General features: G+C 66.1%; 16 protein-coding genes and 5 pseudogenes. 9 read left to right on the forward strand and 12 right to left on the reverse strand.

The features are described 5' to 3' along the window. Positions 1 to 35 precede the first annotated feature (35 nt). The 3 genes and pseudogenes from N0A20_RS03800 to N0A20_RS03810 all read left to right on the forward strand — a co-directional run bounded on the left by N0A20_RS03800 (position 36) and on the right by N0A20_RS03810 (position 2,672). Positions 36 to 854, forward strand: a complete 819-nt coding sequence (locus N0A20_RS03800; RefSeq protein ID WP_260582677.1) for a hypothetical protein — start codon at positions 36 to 38, stop codon at positions 852 to 854. After that, a pseudogene (locus N0A20_RS03805) lies at positions 844 to 1,662 on the forward strand (diguanylate cyclase domain-containing protein); the annotation flags it as partial. The gene N0A20_RS03800 and the pseudogene N0A20_RS03805, both read left to right, overlap by 11 nt. A 119-nt stretch (positions 1,663 to 1,781) precedes the next feature. After that, entirely contained in the window at positions 1,782 to 2,672 is an 891-nt protein-coding gene (locus tag N0A20_RS03810) for an EAL domain-containing protein (protein ID WP_260583815.1), read from the forward strand. A 240-nt stretch (positions 2,673 to 2,912) separates the two neighbouring features. On the opposite strand, the gene N0A20_RS19995 is transcribed toward N0A20_RS03810, so the two are convergent. From N0A20_RS19995 to N0A20_RS03830, 6 genes and pseudogenes are all read right to left on the reverse strand, one after another. Continuing rightward, positions 2,913 to 3,158, reverse strand: coding sequence for an amidohydrolase family protein (locus N0A20_RS19995; RefSeq protein WP_312846634.1), 246 nt, complete (start codon positions 3,156 to 3,158; stop codon positions 2,913 to 2,915). Positions 3,159 to 3,219: 61 nt separating this feature from the next. Next, positions 3,220 to 4,245 (reverse strand): annotated as a pseudogene (locus N0A20_RS03815) (amidohydrolase family protein); the annotation flags it as partial. A gap of 58 nt (positions 4,246 to 4,303) precedes the next feature. Further along, positions 4,304 to 4,432, reverse strand: coding sequence for an RcnB family protein (locus tag N0A20_RS20505; protein ID WP_409574764.1), 129 nt, complete (start codon positions 4,430 to 4,432; stop codon positions 4,304 to 4,306). Further along, positions 4,371 to 5,168: an ATP-dependent RNA helicase gene (locus tag N0A20_RS03820; protein ID WP_260582678.1), complete on the reverse strand. Its 798-nt coding sequence runs from the start codon at positions 5,166 to 5,168 to the stop codon at positions 4,371 to 4,373. Before N0A20_RS03820 ends, N0A20_RS20505 begins: the two co-directional genes overlap by 62 nt. Before the next feature lie 138 nt (positions 5,169 to 5,306). Continuing rightward, positions 5,307 to 5,852, reverse strand: a complete 546-nt coding sequence (locus tag N0A20_RS03825; protein ID WP_260582679.1) for a (2Fe-2S)-binding protein — start codon at positions 5,850 to 5,852, stop codon at positions 5,307 to 5,309. A 27-nt stretch (positions 5,853 to 5,879) separates the two neighbouring features. Continuing rightward, positions 5,880 to 6,644, reverse strand: a complete 765-nt coding sequence (locus tag N0A20_RS03830; protein ID WP_260582680.1) for a class II aldolase/adducin family protein — start codon at positions 6,642 to 6,644, stop codon at positions 5,880 to 5,882. 315 nt (positions 6,645 to 6,959) lie between these two features. On the opposite strand from N0A20_RS03830, the gene N0A20_RS03835 reads away from it, so the two are divergent. The 4 genes from N0A20_RS03835 to N0A20_RS03850 all read left to right on the forward strand — a co-directional run bounded on the left by N0A20_RS03835 (position 6,960) and on the right by N0A20_RS03850 (position 10,806). Next, positions 6,960 to 9,077, forward strand: a complete 2,118-nt coding sequence (locus N0A20_RS03835; protein WP_260582681.1) for a YadA-like family protein — start codon at positions 6,960 to 6,962, stop codon at positions 9,075 to 9,077. A gap of 259 nt (positions 9,078 to 9,336) precedes the next feature. Further along, the gene (locus N0A20_RS03840) at positions 9,337 to 9,705 is read left to right on the forward strand and encodes a hypothetical protein (protein WP_260582682.1); all 369 of its coding nucleotides are present in this window, start codon (positions 9,337 to 9,339) and stop codon (positions 9,703 to 9,705) included. A 185-nt stretch (positions 9,706 to 9,890) separates the two neighbouring features. Further along, complete coding sequence (gene rpsU / locus N0A20_RS03845) at positions 9,891 to 10,097, forward strand: 30S ribosomal protein S21 (protein ID WP_037510267.1); 207 nt, start codon at positions 9,891 to 9,893, stop codon at positions 10,095 to 10,097. 178 nt (positions 10,098 to 10,275) lie between these two features. Continuing rightward, the gene (locus tag N0A20_RS03850; RefSeq protein WP_260582683.1) at positions 10,276 to 10,806 is read left to right on the forward strand and encodes an FKBP-type peptidyl-prolyl cis-trans isomerase; all 531 of its coding nucleotides are present in this window, start codon (positions 10,276 to 10,278) and stop codon (positions 10,804 to 10,806) included. Positions 10,807 to 10,844: 38 nt separating this feature from the next. Here N0A20_RS03850 and N0A20_RS03855 read toward each other — a convergent pair whose 3' ends face one another. From N0A20_RS03855 to pyrE, 6 genes and pseudogenes are all read right to left on the reverse strand, one after another. Continuing rightward, positions 10,845 to 11,939 (reverse strand): AI-2E family transporter, encoded by a 1,095-nt coding sequence (locus tag N0A20_RS03855; RefSeq protein WP_260582684.1) that lies wholly within the window; start codon positions 11,937 to 11,939, stop codon positions 10,845 to 10,847. 18 nt (positions 11,940 to 11,957) lie between these two features. After that, positions 11,958 to 12,816: pseudogene (gene lepB, locus N0A20_RS20510) on the reverse strand (signal peptidase I). Between the two features lies 1 nt (position 12,817). Further along, entirely contained in the window at positions 12,818 to 13,219 is a 402-nt protein-coding gene (acpS, locus tag N0A20_RS03870; protein ID WP_260582686.1) for a holo-ACP synthase, read from the reverse strand. Positions 13,220 to 13,373: 154 nt separating this feature from the next. Then, entirely contained in the window at positions 13,374 to 14,105 is a 732-nt protein-coding gene (locus tag N0A20_RS03875) for a pyridoxine 5'-phosphate synthase (RefSeq protein ID WP_260582687.1), read from the reverse strand. Between the two features lie 24 nt (positions 14,106 to 14,129). Continuing rightward, positions 14,130 to 15,170, reverse strand: coding sequence for a serine hydrolase domain-containing protein (locus N0A20_RS03880; RefSeq protein WP_260582688.1), 1,041 nt, complete (start codon positions 15,168 to 15,170; stop codon positions 14,130 to 14,132). Beyond that, positions 15,167 to 15,748, reverse strand: coding sequence for an orotate phosphoribosyltransferase (gene pyrE, locus N0A20_RS03885; protein ID WP_260582689.1), 582 nt, complete (start codon positions 15,746 to 15,748; stop codon positions 15,167 to 15,169). The genes N0A20_RS03880 and pyrE overlap by 4 nt, the downstream gene beginning before the upstream one ends. Before the next feature lie 231 nt (positions 15,749 to 15,979). Between pyrE and coxB the strand changes: the two are divergent. Continuing rightward, a pseudogene (gene coxB / locus N0A20_RS03890) lies at positions 15,980 to 17,072 on the forward strand (cytochrome c oxidase subunit II). A 16-nt stretch (positions 17,073 to 17,088) separates the two neighbouring features. Continuing rightward, positions 17,089 to 18,763: pseudogene (gene ctaD, locus N0A20_RS03895) on the forward strand (cytochrome c oxidase subunit I). Positions 18,764 to 18,765: the final 2 nt, after the last annotated feature.

The following is an 18,765-nucleotide window of genomic DNA, read 5'->3' on the forward strand; positions in this document are numbered from 1 at the left end:
GGGGACCGGCTGAAACAGGAACTGCGGGATTGGGGTTGGAGCGGGCCATCGTACGGCCAGCGGAGAGCGAGGCGTCGACCGACGGATCGCTGTTCGATTCGCCGGAATTTGTGACGCGCCTGACGCGCGTCGCGCAGCTGTGGCATTATGTGCTGGTCAGCCGTGTGCTCGTTTTTTTCTCCTGCGCCTTTTTCCCTGGCCTGCCCGGCTTTTTCGAGCGGCCGTCGCAATGGCTGCTGCTCGGCCTCGGTATCGCGTGCGACCTGGTATTGACGGTGATCGGGCAAGTGTCGCGCGGCGTGCGCGCCGGACCGCCCAAACGCATCGGACTCTGGTGCGGCGCCGCGATGCTGCTGATCGCGGTCGGTACGCTGTTCACGAGCATCGCGATGTTCGTCTCGTCGTCGGGCGACGGCGCGCTGTATGTCGACGCCTTTGCGGCGATCCGGATCGGCGCGATTCTGGTGACGGCGTCGGCAGTGGCGATTGCGCGCCCCGCCTTTTTCGCCTTCGCGGGCGCGACCGCGCTCGGCGGCGCGATCGGCAAGGCGTCGATGCCGTTCGCCTTTGCCGCGATGATCTTTCTCGCCCTGCTCATCGTCATGGTCCGCGAGGATGCGCGCCACCAGAAGCGCAAGGAACGCGCCAAGCGCAAGGCGATCGGCGACCAGCAGCGCGCGCTCAACCTGATGCGCGATTTCGAGCGGGCCGGACGCGGCTGGTTCTGGGAAACCGACCGGCACGGGGCGCTCGTCTATCTGTCGCCCACGGTGGCGGCGAAGCTGGGCCGAGCCGCTCGGCGACCTGCTCGGCAAACCGTTCACCGATATCATTCGCAAGCGCATCGGCAATGATGACAGCGAGGAACGCACGCTCGGCTTCAGCCTGTCATCGCGGACGCCGTTCAAGGAACTGACGGTGCAGGCGGCAGTGCAGGGCGAGGAGCGCTGGTGGTCGATCTCGGGCCATCCGATCAGCAACGAACTCGGCAATTTCCAAGGATTCCGCGGCAGCGGCACCGACCTCACCGAAAGGAAAAAGTCCGAGCGCGAGATCAATCAGCTCGCACGCTACGACGTGCTGACCGGTCTCGCCAACCGGCTTCACATCACCGACCTGCTCGAACGCGCGCTGAAGAACCATATCGGCCAGGCCCAGCCCTGTGCGATGATGCTGCTCGATCTCGACCGTTTCAAGGCGGTGAACGATACGCTCGGCCACCCGGTCGGCGACCAGTTGCTGCAACAGGTCGCGGCGCGGCTGACCCAGATCATCGGCGATCGCGGTCAGGTCGGGCGTCTCGGCGGCGACGAATTCCAGATCGTGCTGCCGCAGATCGTCCATGCCGACAAGCTCGCCGGCATCGCCAATGCGATCATCCTCAGCATCGCCAAGCCCTTTGCGATCGAGGGGGAACAGGTGCGCGTCGGTTCGTCGATCGGCATCGCGGTGTCGGAGGGCGCGGGGGTGCCGGCATCGGCGCTGGTCCGCAACGCCGACCTGGCGCTTTACGCGGCCAAGGACGCGGGGCGGGGCGTCTATCGTTTCTATGCCGACGCGATGCACAATCAGGCCAGCGAGCGCAAGGCGATCGAGGACGCGCTGCGCGACGCGCTGGCGAAGGACGAGCTTCGTCTGGTCTATCAGCCGATCGTCGATGTCGCGAGCGAGCGGATTTCGGGCTTCGAGGCGCTGATCCGCTGGCAGCGCGGCGACCAGCCGCAGCGATCAGCCCGGCAAAATTCATCCCCATCGCGGAGGAATCGAATCTCATCGTTCCGATCGGCGAATGGATCGTCCGGTCGGCCTGCGCCGCGATTGCCGAGCTGGGACCGGGGTACCGCGTCGCCGTCAACGTCTCGCCGCGCCAGTTCGCCAACGACAAATTGCCCGCGACGATCATGAGCGCGGTGTCGGCGGCGGGCATCCGCCCCGAGCAGTTGGAACTCGAAATTACCGAGGGGATATTCCTCGACGAAAGTCCCGAGAATCTGGAGATGTTCCAGCGCCTGAAGCGCACCGGCGTGCGGCTGGCGCTCGATGATTTCGGTACCGGCTATTCGGCGCTGGGCTATTTGAAGAAGGCGCCGTTCGACAAGATCAAGATCGACCAGAGCTTCGTGCGCGGCGCCGCCGACCGAAGCAGCATGAACGCCGCGATCATCTCGTCGATCGTCGGGCTGGCGGCGGCGCTCCGGATGGAAACCACCGCCGAGGGGGTGGAGACGCACGACGATCTCGACCTGATCCGCGGGCTCGGGTGCAGCCATGTCCAGGGCTATATCTATGGCAGGCCGATGACGCTGAGCGAGGCGCTGGCCCTGCTCCGCGCCGGCGACGGCCGCGTCGTCGCGAAAGGGTACAAGAGCGCCCGCGAGGCGCGCAGCCGCACCTTCCGCACGATCCAGGTCGAAAGCGGCGGGCATCGTTATGAAGCGATCGTCCGCAATGTGTCGACGCGCGGCGCCTTGATCGAGGGACTGTGGAACGTCCCGCAGGGCACCGGTTTTCAGCTTGTCTTCGGCCCCGACCTGATGCTCGATGCCGAGGCGCGCTGGTCGGAGGAAAATCGGGTCGGGGTGCAGTTCGCCAAGGCGGTCGAAATATCGGCCCTGATCGGCGGCGCGGCGCCGGGGTTGGCGGGCCGGACGCGGATCGAACGGGCGGCCTGAGCTGCCGAGAGGACCGGGGGTGCCGGTCTGTTTTGGGGTGGAAGGCGGACATTTGAGGAATGAACCGGTTTCCCCTCCCGCAAGCGGGAGGGGCAGCGAGACTTACGAACTTGTTCGTTAGTCGCAGCGGGGTGGGCTGTCGCGACGGCGCTGCCCACCCCCGGCCCCTCCCGCCTGCGGGAGGGGAGAACGAGCGTCCCCTTCCGCCCGCAACCGGTCAGCCCATCCCCTCCGGCCTGCTCAGTCCGCGATCCGCCCGCGCGCCATCACCCAGTCGACCTTTTCGAGCACGCGCACATCGGTCAGCGGGTCGCCCGAGACCGCGATCATGTCCGCCGACAGGCCCGGCGCGATGCGGCCGATTTCCTGTTCCATCGACAGCGCCTTCGCCGCGACGGTCGTCGCGCTCGCCAGCGCCTCGCGCGGGGTCAGCCCGTTCGCGACCAGCAGCGCGAATTCGCCGCCGTTGCGGCCATGCTCGAACACGCCGGCTGTCGGTGCCGAAGGCGACGGGGACGCCGAGCGCCTTGGCGCGGGTGACCGCCTGGCCGACGCTGGCCATCGTCATGCGGACCTTTTCCTCGACCGTCGGGGTGTAGATGCCCTTGCCCAGCCGTTCCTTGATGCCCTCGAACGCCATCAATGTCGGGACGAGATAGGTGCCCTTGGCCTTCATCACCTTGAGCGCCGCGTCGTCGGCGAAGGTGCCATGGTCGATCGTGTCGATCCCCGCGGCGGCGGCATCCTCGATCCCGCGCGCGCCATGGGCATGCGCCATCACCTTGAGGCCCAGCGAATGGGCGGTGGTGGCGATGTTGTCGAGTTCGGCCTTGCTGAAATGGCCTTCGAGCCCGCGGCCCTGCTGCGACAGCACGCCGCCGGTGGCGGTGATCTTGATGATGTCGGCCCCGGCGCGCGAGGCCTTGCGGACCTTTTCGGCGCATTCGACCGCACCAGTGCACGTATAGCCCTGGTCGAGCACGTCGTGGACATCCTCGCGAAAACCGGTGACGTCGCCGTGCCCGCCGACGATCGACAGCGCCAGCCCCGCGGCGATGATGCGCGGGCCGGTGATGAAGCCGTTCGCGGTGCCCCGGCGGAGCGAGAAGGCGGTATATTGCGCCGACCCCGCCTCGCGCACCGTGGTGAAGCCGGCGCGGAGCGTGATGCCGGCGTTCTTGACCCCGACCACGACGCCCCATTCGTCGGGATCGACCGCTTCGCCGCGATAATCGCCGCCGGGATCGCCGGTCAGATGGACATGAAGGTCGATGAGGCCGGGGAGCAGCGTCTTGTCGCCGAGCTCGACGATCTCGGCATCGGCGGGGGCAGGGGCGCGGCCCTCGACGATCGAGGTGATGCGGTCGTCGGTGACCGTGACGGTCGAGGCGCCGAGCGCCGGCTTGTCGGCGTCGGTGATGACGCGTCCGGCGTAGATGACGGTGGTCTTGGCATAGGCCGTGCCGGCCATGAGCGCGAGCGCCGCCGCGGCGGCGAGTCCGAGTTTACGCATTCGATTTCCCCTGTTTCGTATCGCCATGGTGGCGCGCCGAACGGGGGAGGGCAAGCGCATAAAAAGAGGGGGCCAAGGCTAGCCCCCTCAGTCTGCCATTCCGGTAACCGAAAGGAAATTACCAGAAGAAGTCGTAGATCACGTCGACCACTTCGCCGCTGTAGGTGTCGACGAGCAGGGCGTCGTTATAGTAGCGGACCCAGCGGTACCCGCCATAGGCCGCATGGCAGGCGATAATAGCCCGGATCGTTGATCCAGTAACGCTGGCTGTAGAACAGCGAGCCCAGCGTGAAGCCGATGCTGAACCGGGTGTAGCCGCGGTTGCGATACGGGTTGTAATAGCGCGGCAGACGGTAATAGCTGCCGTACCGCTGGCGATAGTCGCGCCAGTCGTAGCGGCGGTCGTTGCGCCAGTCGCGGTTCCAGTTGTTGCCCGGACGGCGGTCGCGATAGCGGCGATCGGCATAACCGTTGTTGTTGTTGTTGCGGTCGTACCGCCGGTCGACGCGGCCATTGTTGTTGCGATCCCGCTGACGGTCGACCTGACCGTTGCGGTTGCGATCCCACTGGCGGTCGCCGCGGCCATCGTTGTTGCGGCCATAGGTGCCGCCGCGCCGCTGGTCTTGCTGGCGCTGATATTGCTGACGCGGCGCTTGCTGGCGCGGTGCTTGCTGGCGCTGTCCCACCTGCGGACGGTCGCCGCCCGACCAGTTGCGGCGCTGCGGTTGCTGGACCTGCGGGCGGGGCGCCTGCTGGCGCTGGACCTGCACCTGTTGACGCTGGACCTGCGGCTGGCGCTGCGGACGCTGGCCACGGTCGCCGCCGCCGCCGCGGGTATAGCCCGCGCCGCGGTTGCCGCCGCCGCCGCGATTGCCGTCGCCGCGCTGCGCGAGCTGCTGGCCTTCGCGCGCCTGTGCCATCACCGGCGTGATCGGGGTGAGCATCGTCGCTGCGATCAGCAACCCTCCGATTATTCTCTTCATCACATGTCTCCGAACTCGGGTCCCATGGCGGGCGGGCAGCCGACCGGGAAGATGAATCGAAAGTTACCGCCGAGCAAGATGAGTCATGGCTGAACCATGTCGTTGCCTGCTGTTCAGCTAGATGAACGATCGGGCCGTTCAGCGGTCCGGTGGAGCCCGCATCGCCGGGACGGCCTCGGCGGCGTCCTGCGGGCGGATGCCCGGCGGCGGGGCGGCGGCGATACGCTCCTCGCCGCGCAGCACGCGGCCCGCGCGTTTGATGGCGCTGCGGATGCGCGGATAGGTGCCGCAGCGGCAGATGTTGGTCATCGCCGCGTCGATTTCGGCATCGCCGGGATTGCTGTTGGCGCGCAGCAGCGCCGCCGCCGCCATGATCATGCCCGATTGGCAGAAACCGCATTGCGGCACCTGTTCGGCGACCCACGCCTGCTGCACCGGATGGCTGCGGTCGCGGGTCAGCCCCTCGATCGTGGTCACGAAGCGGCCCTCGCACTCGGCGATCGTGACCAGGCAGCTGCGGATCGCCTCGCCGTCGATATCGACGGTGCAGGCGCCACATTCGCCGGTGCCGCAGCCATATTTGGTCCCGGTCAGGTTCGACGCATCGCGAAGCGCCCACAAGAGGGGCGTCTCCGGATCCATCCGATATTCGATGGGGCGGTCGTTGACCGAGAATCGCGTCATGCCGCTCCTGTTAGCCCAGCGGCGGGATTAGTCACGCCAGCTCGTGTCGATCTTGTCGACCTTGCGCACCATCGCGTCGAATTCGGCCTTGCCCGACTGGCCGGGGATCGCGGCCATATAAAGGTCGCGCTGGTGGACCTTGATGACGTCCTCGCCGACCAGGATCGGCTTGCCCATGCTCATCGTCGCCATCTGGATCTCGCACGCGCGCTGCAGCGCCCAATATTTGATGAAGGCGTCGGTCAGCGACTTGCCCATCACCACGGGGCCGTGGTTGCGCAGCATCAATATGCGTTTGTCGCCCAGATGCTCGACCAGCCGCACCCCCTCTTCCTCGCGCACCGTCACGCCCTCGAAATCATGATAGGCGAGCTGTCCGATGAAATTGCAGGCATAGAAGTTCGTCGGTTGCAGCCCGCCCTCGAGCCCGCACACCGCCATCGTCGCGGTCGTGTGGGTATGGATGATCGCATGGGCATCGGGCAGGACGCGGTGGAACAGGCTGTGCTGGACGAAGCCCGCCTTGTTGACGTGCCACGGATTGTCGGCATCGACCTTGTTGCCGTCGATGTCGATCTTGATCAGGTTCGACGCGCAGACCTCGCTGAAATGCAGGCCATAGGGGTTGATCAGGAAAGAGCCTTCCTCGTCGGGCACCTTCACCGTGATGTGGTTGAAGATCATCTCGTCCCAGCCCATCATCGCGAAGATGCGGTAACAGGCGGCCAGTTCCTGCCGCGCCGTCCATTCGGCTTCGCTGTATTTGCTGTTGCGCTTGAGCTGGGTCGCCATGGCCTGATCCTCTGCAGTCGGTTTCGTTGTGCCACCTATGCCACAGCGGCAGGGGGTCCGACAATCCCGCCGCGATTTGCGACACCATGGTTACGAAAAGCGTTAAGGCGTTGACGAACGGCGCGTTACCGGTCAGGTAAGGAATCAGGGTCGAACTGCGGGGCCACCCATTTGTCCATATCAGAGGCAAAATGGTCCGCTGCGGCGTTTGTGCGCGTGGTCGACCCGGCCAGCTCCTTTTGTCGGTTGCAGTGCATCTTTCGCGGTGCGGCCTCCTGCTGCCCGCGCAATGGGGAGTGAGGAACAATGCGTACCATGGTGAAACTGTCCGCGTCGGTGATGGCGCTGGCGGCCTATTCGGCCTTTTCGGCTGCGCCCGCGCAGGCAGCGGAATGTATTCTGGACACGAACAACAACGGCGTGGCCGATGCCGGCGACACCGACGGCGGGGCTACTTCATCGAACGACACGCAACTCGCCTGCGGGCCTAACGCGCGCGTGACGGGCAATGGATCGACCGCAGTGGGTTCGGGTGCGACCGCGACCAACACCGGCTCGACCGCGGTCGGCCAGAATGCGACCGCCGACAACCGCAGCGTCGCGATCGGCCGCAACACAAGCGCAACCGGCCAGACCAGCACGGCGATCGGCAGCGGCGCGGTGGCATCCGACGAGGACGCTGTTGCGATCGGTGACCTCGCGCAGGCCACCGGCTTCCATTCGACGGCGGCGGGTGCCGAATCGGTCGCCTCGGGCCGCGGCGCGCAGGCGTTCGGCTGGCAGTCGGCGGCAACCGGTAATTTCAGCGTCGCGACCGGGCGCCAGGCGCAGGCCACCGGTCTCAATTCGACCGCCGTCGGCGACAATGCGCGCGCGACGGGTAATAATGACACGGCGACCGGGCAGGGCGCGGTCGCATCGGGCACGTTCAGCGTCGCCAACGGTTCGGGCGCGCAGGCGACCGGGCTCGCGTCGAGCGCGCTCGGTTCCTTCTCGACGGCTTCGGGCAGCTTCTCGAGCGCCGTCGGCGAACTGGCGACCGCCTCGGGCGAACTGTCGAGCGCGATCGGTGCCAATTCGACCGCATCGGGGGATCAGGCGACGGCGGTCGGCGTACTGGCGAATGCCAGCGGATCGCAGGCGACCGCAGTCGGCATCGGCGCACAGGCGACCGATGAAGATGCGACGGCCTTCGGTCAGGGTGCCAATGCCTCGGGCTTCCACTCGACCTCGGTCGGCGCCGAATCGGTCGCCTCGGGCCGCGGTTCGCAGGCCTTTGGCTGGCAGTCGCAGGCCACCGGCGCGCTCAGCGTCGCCGCGGGTCACCAGGCGGTTGCCTCGGGCGACAATTCGTCGGCCTTTGGCAAGAGCGCCAATGCCTCGGGTCTGACCTCGACCGCGGTAGGAAATTTCGCCGCCGCGAGCGACGAAGACGCCGTCGCTGTCGGCGATCTCGCCAACGCTTCGGGCTTCCATTCGACGGCTGTCGGTAGCGAGGCTGTCGCATCGGGTCGCGGTGCGCAGGCGTTCGGCTGGCAGTCGTCGGCCACCGGCGCGCTCTCGTTGGCAGCTGGCCACCAGGCAAATGCCTCGGGCGACAACGCCGCGGCCATCGGCAAGAGCGCGAACGCTTCGGGTCTGACCTCGACGGCTGTCGGCAACTTCGCTTCGGCCAGCGACGAGGATGCCGTCGCGATCGGCGACCTCGCCAACGCCTCGGGCTTCCACTCGACCGCTGTCGGCGGCGAATCGGTCGCCTCGGGCCGCGGCGCGCAGGCCTTCGGGTGGCAGGCGGTGGCCTCGGGCAACCTCAGCCTCGCGTCGGGCCATCAGGCGGTGGCTTCGGGCGTGCAGGCGACCGCGGTCGGCAAGAACGCCAATGCCGCGTTCGACAATTCGACCGCGATCGGCTTCGGCGCCACAACCGACCGCGCCAACCAGGTCAAGCTGGGTGGCACCGGCAGCAGCGTGACGGTGGGCGATCTCGCCGCCAGCACCGCCGCACAGACGGGAACGATCAGCGTCGCCACCGTCGATGCGTCGGGCACGCTGGGTGCGGGACCGACGGTCGCGAGCTTCGCGACGGCCTCGGCGCTCGCCGCGACCAACGCCAATGTCTCGGCGCTGCAGACGCTGACCGCGCAGCACACCAGCCAGATCGGCACGCTGTTCGCGCAGTCGGACGAGAATCGCCGTCAGGCGCGTCTCGCCAACGAGGGCGTGGCGCTGGCGCTGTCGATGGAAACCCCGTCGCTGCCCGCCGACGCCAAGTTCGGCCTGTCGGGCGGCATCGGTTACTATAACGACCGTACCGCCGGCTCGGTCGCGATGACCGCGCGGATCAGCGAGAAGGCGACCTTCTCGGCCGGTGTCGGCGCGGGCTTCGACTCGGGCGAAGTCGGCGCACGCGGCGGCTTCCAGATCGTCTGGTAAGCAGCGGATGAAATCGGGCGATGCTCCTTGCCAAGGGAGCATCGCCCTTTCATGTTGGGACCTATGAAAAAGCCATCATCTTCTCTGCGCGGCTGGACATCGGCCGCTTTTTCTTTGCCCGCGGCCATGTTGGTCGCGCTCGCGTCGCCGGCGCAGGCGCAAACCGGAAGCGCGGCGGCGCCGCCCGTCGCGGCGATGCCGGTGCCGGGCGACCTCGAACTCGCCAAGCTGATCTGGTCGACGATCACCGCGATCGACCATGCCAACCAGTCGGGCAATTATTCGGTGCTGCGCGACATCAGTTCGCCGAGCCTTCCAGATCGCCAACGACCCCTCGCGGCTGGCGCAGATTTTCGCCTCGCTGCGCGAAAACCGCGTCGACCTGTCGAACAGCCTGCTGCTCGCGCCGGTCTACAATGGCGCGCCGCAGGTCGGGGCGGGCAACATATTGCGCGTGCGCGGCAGTTTCGGGCTGCGTCCGACCGCGGTGGCCTTCGACTTCGAATTCCAGTGGTTCAACGGCAAATGGCGGCTGTTCGGGGTCGCGATTTCGCCGATGCCGCTCGCGACGCAGCAGCCGGGCGCTGGACCCGAAGTTCCGGACGCGCGGCGGCGCGGAGGGCAATGAGGCCGGTTTTTGGCCCCTGTCGGCGTGCAGGGGCTTGCATTTGGCCGCGAATCTGATTAGGGGCGCTCGCATCGGAACGTCGCGGGTTCGCGGCGCTTCTTTTATTGCCCCAATATCGGCGATCTATGGCGAACCGTTGACCCGGTTGCCGCTGACCGTCGGATGAACCGGAGACGACACGGCATATGCAGATCATCGTTCGCGACAATAATGTCGACCAGGCCCTTCGCGCGCTCAAGAAGAAGCTGCAGCGTGAGGGCGTGTATCGCGAAATGAAGCTGCGCCGCCACTATGAAAAGCCCAGCGAAAAGCGCGCGCGCGAACATGCCGCCGCCGTTCGCCGCGCCCGCAAGATGGAGCGCAAGCGGATGGAGCGCGACGGGATCAAGTAAGACCCGTCTTCCCGTTCGGGATCCGGATTTGAAAAGGGCGCCGCGGCAACGCGGCGCCCTTTTCGTTTGGCCCGGTGCGATTCCGTTCGAATATTGACTCTGGACCGCCCGTTGCCGCTCCGCCTATAGGCGGACGCGATATCATTGCTCCGCGGGGGGCAGGGGAAGGATCAGCGACATGAGTGTGACGACGGTTCCATTGCGTCCGGTGAGCAAGGGCGGCCTGTGGCTGCTGTGGTTCGGCGTCGCGGCGCTGATCGCGGCGGCGATCGCCTTTGCGCTGATGTCGACCCCGCGCATCGGATTCGAGGTCGTCAAGGAAGGCACGGGAGCCAGCCCGACCCGCGCCGACGTCGTGCTGATCAAATATGAAGGCAAGCTCGACAATGGCACCGTGTTCGACGCCAATGAACAGGCGCCGCTTCAGGTGTCGCAGGTCGTTCCCGGCTTTTCCGAAGCGCTGACCCGCATGAAGAAGGGCGGCAAGTACAAGGTCAGCATTCCGCCGGCGCTCGGCTACGGCGACAAGGACAATGGCCCGATCCCCGGCGGCAGCACGCTGCACTTCGACATCGAATTGATCGATTTCCGTACCGAGGCCGAAGTTCGCGCGATGCAGCAGCAGATGCAGATGATGCAACAGCAGATGCAGCAGCAACAGGCACCGGGTGGCCCGGGCGCACCGGGTGGCGCACCGCCGGCTCCGTAAAATATCGCCGCCCCCGCCGCCTTTGCGGGGACGGCGCCTTAGCTCGACGCCGCCTTCCGTTTGCCTTGCGCTCCCGCGTTGCGTTCGGCCTCGCGTTCGAGTGCGACCTTGATCATCGCGACCATCGGATCGGCGAGGAACAGGCCCATGATGCCGAGCAGCGCGCCGAGCAATATCTGCGCGCCGAGGACGAGGGCGGGGGCCAGGTCGACCGTCTGCTTGGCGACCATCGGCACGATCAGATAGCCGTCGACCGTCTGGACGATGAAATAGATGACGATCGCCGCGAGCCCGGTGTCGGTGCCCGCGGAGAAGCCGACGAGCACGAGCAGGACGCCCGACACGATCGCCCCGATATTGGGGATGAAGGCGAGCAGGCCCGTGAGCAGGCCCATCAGCGCCGCCATCGGAATGCCGAAGGCAAGGCAGGCAAGCCAGGTGCCCACGCCTTCGACCGCCATGCCGAGCAGCCGTCCGGCCATCAGGCGGCGCAGCGTGAAGCCCATGCGCGCGGTGACGATATAGAAATTCTCGCGCGCCTTCATCGGCAGCATCCAGGCGACGCCGCGCTCATAGAGCCGCGGCTCGATCGCGAGGAAAACGCCGAGAACCAGCACCATGACGAGGCTGGTCAGCGCGCCCACCACCGTCCCGACCGCCGCCGTGACGCGCCCCACGGTACCCGCGAGATTATCCGAGATCGTCTTGGCGTCGAGATGGAATTCGCCCATGCCATGTTCGCTGGCCCAGGCTGCGATCCGCTCGACCTGCGCCATCACCACCTGTTGCAGCGTCGCCGCCTGATCGGCGATCTGCGAACCCGCGAACATCACCGTCCAGACGAGAAAGATGACGAGCGACAGGCAGACGATCATCAGCCGCCAGCCGCGCGCGATCGGCAGGACCCGGCCGAGCAGCCGCGTGCCGCCGTCGAGCATCGCCGCCATGACGATCCCCGCGAAGATCAGCAGGATCGGCTGGATCAGGATGATGCACACGCCGATGAGCAGCGCGAGGCCCAGCCAGACGCCCGCCTTCATCAATTCGGTGCGGACGAGGTCGCTGCGGATTTCGGTCGGGCCGGGGGCGTCGGCGGCGGCCTTGACCCTGGCTTTTGCGTCGGTCTCCGCCATGCCCGTCCTTTCTTGCGCTTATTGGCCCTTACGTTCGGGGGTCAGGTCGGTTCCGGCACGGCCCGAGCGCAAGGCCCGGAACCAGCTCACCGGGTTGTACCATTGGGCCGAGCCGTCGGTCGAGAAGGTGATGATTTCGGCGCGGCCGACGATGACGTCGAAGGGGACGGCGCCGCCCAACCCCAAAGCACCGACCGGGACGCGGCTGTCGGCGCTGCCGTCGCGGTTGTCGCCCATCAGGAAAAGATGGCTCGGCAGGCACTTCATAGGGTCCGAATTCGTCGACTTCGGGCCGCTCGCCCATGTCGATCGTGTCGTAGGAGGCGCCGTTCGGCAGGGTTTCGCGAATGATCGGCACGACCAGGGTCTCGTTGCCCGATGCGTCGACCTGTTTGAACCGGTCGAGCGCGCTGTTGCCATATTTGTCGCGCGAGGGGGTGTTGGCATCGACGGGGATGCGCATGTCCGGTTGCTGCTCGCGCTTGACGGCCTTGCCGTTGATGAACAGCGCGCCGCCCTTCAACTCGATCGTGTCGCCGGGCAGGCCGATCACGCGTTTGATATAGTCGGTGCGGTCGATCGGATGCTCGAGCACGACGATGTCGCCGCGCTCGGGCAGTTTTTCGAATATGCGGCCCTTCATCTTGGGTAGCAGGTGAAAGCTCGCCGAGGCATAGGACCAGCCATAGGGATATTTGCTGACGATCAGCCGGTCGCCGCTCAGCAGACCAGGCATCATCGAATCGGACGGGATATAGAAGGGCTTGGCGAGCAGGCTGTGGATGCCGAGCACGAGCAGCAGGATCAGCGCGATATCGCGGATGAACTTGCCCCAGCTTTCTTCCTTGGCCCCGCTCTTCGTCTTGTTCTTCGCCATGTCAGTCCTTGATTGCCTCGATGATGACGAAGGCCTGCGCCCAGGGATGGTCGTCGGTCAGCGTCAGATGAATATGGGCCTTGTATCCGGCGGGGATCATCGCCGCGAGCCGCTCGGCCGCGCCGCCCGTCAGCGCCAGCGTCGGCGCCCCCGACGGCGCGTTGACGACGCCGATGTCCTTCATGAACACCCCGCGCTTGAAACCGGTGCCGACGGCTTTCGAAAAGGCCTCCTTGGCGGCGAAGCGTTTGGCATAGGTCCCTGCGCGGGTGAAGGGGCGCCGCGCCGCCTTGGCGCGCTCGATATCGGTGAAGACACGCTTTTCAAACCGCTCGCCGAAGCGGTCGAGCGATGCCTGGATGCGCTCGATATTGCAGAGGTCGGAACCGAGACCAATGATCAAAGCAAATCCTCCCCGGAATGGGGAGGGGGACCGCCCCGGAACGGGATGGTGGAGGAGGCTATCGGCCTCACGCGACGTCGAAGGCCCATTGCCCCCTCCGTCAGCGCTTCGCGCTGCCACCTCCCCGCAAGCGGGGAGGGATTTTCGTTTCCGCTCACCCTCTTGCCTCGTCCATCAAATCGCGCATCCGGCGTACCGCGGTGTCGAGCCCGGTGAAGATCGCCTCGCCGATGAGATAATGGCCGATGTTGAGTTCGGCGAGCTGCGGGATCGCGGCGATGGGGACGACATTGTCGTAGGTCAGGCCGTGCCCCGCATGCGGCTCGATGCCGTTCTTCCACGCCAGCGCGGCGGCGTCGGCGATGCGGCGGAGTTCGGCTGCGCGGTCCTCGCCCTCGACATGCGCATAGCGGCCGGTGTGGAATTCGACCACCGGTGCTTTCAGCCGCATGGCGGCCTCGATCTGGCGGGGGTCGGGTTCGATGAACAGGCTGACGCGGATGCCCGCGTCGGACAGGCGCGCGACGATCGGCGCGAGATGATTATGCTGCCCCGCCGCGTCGAGCCCGCCCTCGGTGGTGCGCTCCTCGCGCTTTTCGGGAACGATGCACGCGGCATGCGGTGCGTGGCGCAGCGCGATCTCGAGCATGTCCTCGGTGGCCGCCATTTCGAGGTTCAGCGGCAGGTCGGTCGCGGCCTGGATGCGGGCAAGATCGTCGTCGCGGATATGGCGGCGATCCTCGCGCAGATGCGCGGTGATGCCGTCGCCGCCGACTGCCGCGACGATCTCCGCCGCGCGCACCGGATCGGGATGCGCGCCGCCGCGGGCGTTCCGGATCGTCGCGACATGGTCGATGTTGACGCCGAGGCGCAGGCGCCGGCTCATCAGCAATTCACCTTCGACAATATATCATAAGCGAAGCCTTTTCCTTCCCAAGGGTCGCCATAATTTGCGGGGCGGTGGCGTGAGAAGAAGATGACCGCACGCCCTGTTTCGGGGAGCAGATAGTTGCGATGCTCGAATCCGGCAATTTGGCCTTGCCGTTCGACGATACGCGTCTCGGCGGAACAGCTCAGCGAGTTTCGCCGGGAAAATCCATTGGTGAAAACCATAAAAGCCATTGCTCCGCTCGCTCTGCCACATCGCTTCGCGCGCGCCGGCGGGAAGCAGGTCTCCCTTCAGCAGCGCACGGTCAAAGCTCCACAGGTCGGCGATGCTGCCATAGGCGCCGCCGGAAGCGCCATAGACGCCGAGGTTGAGGAGCGGATCGAGTTCCGCATACTCTCCATTCGGCTGGACGTGAGCAGGGATGCCGCCGCCTAGATGATAGACGCCGACGCTTTTGAGCCCGAGCGGCCCCGCCAGCCGTTCGCGGAGCAGCACTTCGAATGCGCTGCCTGTGACCCGGCGAAGTATCTCGGCCAGGACGATCGTGTCGCAATTATTGTATTCAAACTTCGCAGGCGGCGCGGCGCGTGGCGCGCCCGCACAGAAGCCGCCAGCGGCGTCGGCTGGGGAGACCGCCGCTGCACGATAAAAGCTCGGTATCCCGTCGGCGTCGGCTTCGCTCGTGTCGGGCTGGGGCAGGCCGCTATTATGTAGCAGCAAGTCGCGGATGCGGATATTCGCACCGTCGGGCGCTTTCCATTCGGGCCAGTAGCGCGTCACGGGCGCATCGAGGTCGAGCTTGCCTTTGGCGACTTCCTGCATCGTCAGTACCGCGGCAAGCTGCTTGGTGATCGAGGCCCAGCGCCACACTGCGTCGACGGGCACCGGATCGGCCCCGATGGTTAGAATCCGGTAGCTTCCGTCGGCTTCGCCGATCAGGATGACCCCGTCGAATTTTTCGGCTTCGGCCCGCTCCTTGATTGCATGGTCCTCCGCAGGCGCGGCGGCAGCGAGGGGCGTAACCGCCAGCAGGGGCGCCAGTAAGGCGAGGCGGACGCTCAAACCGCGCGGCTCCCGGGCTTCACCGCCTGGGTCTTGGCCAGTTCGGGCGGCAGTTCGTCGGGCGCATAGGTCGGGAAGTTGATCGCGACGAGCGGATAGAAGGGGACGCCGAGGTCGACGCTGCCCGCCGAGCGGTCGACGAGCGCGGCTTCGGCGATCACCTCGCCGCCGGCTTCGGCGATGCAGGCCATCGCTTCGCGCGACGACAGGCCGGTGGTGACGACATCCTCGACCATCAGCACTTTCGCGCCTGCCGGGATGGTGAAGCCGCGGCGCAGTTCGAAGGTACCGGTCGGGCGCTCGACGAAGATCGCGGGCTTGCCGAGCGCGCGGCCCATTTCGTGGCCGATGATGACGCCGCCCATGGCGGGCGAGACGACGATGTCGATCGCATGCTTGAGTTCGCGCGGCAGCTTGGCGGCGAGCGCGATGGCCAGGCGCCCGGCGCGCTCGGTGTCCATCAGCACGCGCGCGCATTGCAGATAATATTCGCTGTGCCGCCCGGAGGAGAGCAGGAAATGCCCCTGCAGCAGGGCGTCGGCGGCGCGGAATTCGGCGAGGATTTCGTCGTCGGTCATGGGAGAATGGGTCTTTTTTCATGAGCGTCGTCCGGGGCGGACGACAGGGTGAAAGCGGCGGTTTTTCCCGCGCTGCAAAATAGTGTTAGAGATGCTTGAGGCAAGCGGCAAGCGGGTCTATAGCGCCCGCAAGATTCAGCCCGCAGGACGGCTGCCGCGACGCATGTCCGGCCGTTTTTCCAGCGGGTTGGGCGGCAAAAAGAACAACAGGCAACGGGCGGCACTATCCTTATGAAGAGCTTGAAAACCCTTGTAATCGCGGCGGTTTTGTCGCTCGGCGCGGTGGGCACCGTGCAGGCGGCAGCTCCCGCAACGGCGCCTGCGGCCACGGCGGCGGCGAATCCGGCTCCGGCTGCTCCCGAAGCGGCTCCGGCGGCAGCGGCGACCGCTGCGCGCGGCGGCGGCCGAAGCGGCCGCTCCCGCGGGCGACGCGACCTATGTGCCGATGAAGCCGACCGCCGGCGTCGGCCAGCCGGTCGATGCGGGGATCGATTTTCAGCCGCAGGTCACCCCGATCGGCGAACAGGCCTATTGGTTCAACCATGTGATCCTGCTCCCGGTGATCACGGTGATTTCGCTCTTCGTGCTCGGGCTGCTGCTCTGGGTGATCGTGCGTTATCGCGCCGCGGCGAACCCGGTGCCGTCGAAGACTACCCACAACACCTTCATCGAGATCATCTGGACCGCCATTCCGGTGCTGATCCTCGCGGTGATCGCGGTTCCCTCGATCCGCCTGCTCGCCGCCCAATATGAGCCGCCGAAAAAGGAAGCGCTGACGATCAAGGTCACCGGCTATCAATGGTATTGGGGCTATGCCTATCCCGACCAGGGCATCGGTGAATATGTCTCGAAGATTCTGACCGAGGAACAGGCCAAGGCCGCGGGCGAGCCCTATCATCTCGCCGTCGACAACCGTATGGTCGTGCCCGTCGGCCGCCAGGTGAAGCTGATCATCACCGGCGCCGACGTGATCCACAGCTTCGCGGTTCCCGCTTTCTGGACCAAGATGGACGCGGTTCCGGGCCGCGCCAACGAAACGACCTTCACGCCGACCAAGGTCGGCGTCTATTACGGCCAGTGTTCTGAACTGTGCGGCGTCGACCATGGCTATATGCCGATCGCGGTCGAAGTGCTGCCGGTCGACAAGTGGGAAGCCTGGGTCCGCTCGAAGGGCGGTGACCCGGCGGGGCCGAAGCCTGCCGCCGCTGCCCCGGCCCCGGCCGCCGCTGCCCCGGCAGCGGGCGCGGCCGCTGCGCCCGCCGCCGCCACGACCGAAGCAGCGCCGGCTGCGGCTCCCGCCGCCGCTCCGGCCGCCAAGAAATAACCAAGGGGTCCGACAGATGACCGATATTGCAGCGACTGCACCCGCCCATGGCCATGCCGATCATGCGCATGACGACCATGACCACGACACGCCGGGCTTCTTCGTCCGCTGGTTCATGTCGACGAACCACAAGGACATCGGCACCCTCTACCTGATCTTCGCGATCGTCGCCGGCATTGTCGGCGGCGCGCTGTCGGGGCTTATGCGCCTCGAACTCGCGCATCCCGGAATCCAGTATCTCGGCACGTGGGCCCAGGCGCTGGGCGGCGCCAGCGACCTGACCGCGGCCAAGCATTTCTGGAACGTCATGATCACCGCGCACGGCCTGATCATGGTCTTCTTCATGGTCATGCCCGCGATGATCGGCGGTTTCGGCAACTGGTTCGTGCCGCTGATGATCGGCGCGCCCGACATGGCCTTCCCGCGCATGAACAACGTGTCCTTCTGGCTGACCGCCGTCGCGTTCGTCATGCTCACCGGCTCGATGTTCGTGCCGGGCGGCAGCGGCAACGGCGCCGGCACCGGCTGGACGGTCTATGCCCCGCTGTCGACCAGCGGCTCGGTCGGGCTGCGCGGTCGACATGGCGATCTTCTCGCTCCACCTTGCGGGCGCGGCGTCGATCCTGGGGGCGATCAACTTCATCACCACCATCTTCAACATGCGTGCGCCCGGCATGACGCTGCACAAGATGCCGCTGTTCGTGTGGTCGGTGCTGGTCACCGCCTTCCTGCTGCTGCTCGCGCTGCCGGTGCTCGCCGCCGCGATCACCATGCTGCTGACCGACCGCAACTTCGGCACCACCTTCTACGATGCGACGGGCGGCGGCGATCCGGTGCTCTATCAGCATCTCTTCTGGTTCTTCGGTCACCCCGAAGTCTACATCATGATCCTGCCGGGCTTCGGCATCGTCAGCCAGATCATCTCGACCTTCAGCCGCAAGCCGGTGTTCGGCTATCTCGGCATGGCCTATGCCATGGTCGCGATCGGCGTCGTCGGCTTCATCGTGTGGGCGCACCACATGTTCACGGTCGGCATGAGCGTGAACCTGAAGATGTATTTCACCGCCGCGACGATGGTCATCGCCGTCCCGACGGGCATCAAGATCTTCAGCTGGATCGCCACCATGTGGGGCGGTTCGATGAGCTTCAAGACGCCGATGGTCTGGGCGCTCGGTTTCATCTTCATGTTCACCGTCGGCGGCGTGACCGGCGTCGTGCTTGCCAACGGCGGGGTCGATACGGCGCTGCACGACACCTATTATGTCGTCGCCCACTTCCACTATGTGCTGTCGCTGGGCGCGGTCTTCTCGCTCTTCGCCGGCTTCTATTACTGGTTCCCGAAGATGTCGGGCCGGATGTACAGCGAGTTTCTGGGCCAGCTGCACTTCTGGATCTTCTTCGTCGGCGTCAACGCCCTGTTCTTCCCCCAGCACTTCCTGGGCCAGCAGGGCATGCCGCGCCGTTATCCCGACTATGCCGAGGCCTATGCCTATTGGCACCTGATCTCGTCCTGGGGCTATGTCATCATGGCCGTCGGCGTGCTGATCTTCTTCGTGAACATCATCTGGTCGCTGGTCGCGGGCAAGAAGGCCGCCGACAATCCGTGGGGCGAAGGCGCGACGACGCTCGAATGGACGCTGTCGAGCCCGCCGCCGTTCCACCAGTTCAACGAACTGCCGCGTATCGCCTGATC

It is taken from the genome of Sphingopyxis sp. PET50, from assembly GCF_025244705.1.
Classification (GTDB): domain Bacteria; phylum Pseudomonadota; class Alphaproteobacteria; order Sphingomonadales; family Sphingomonadaceae; genus Sphingopyxis.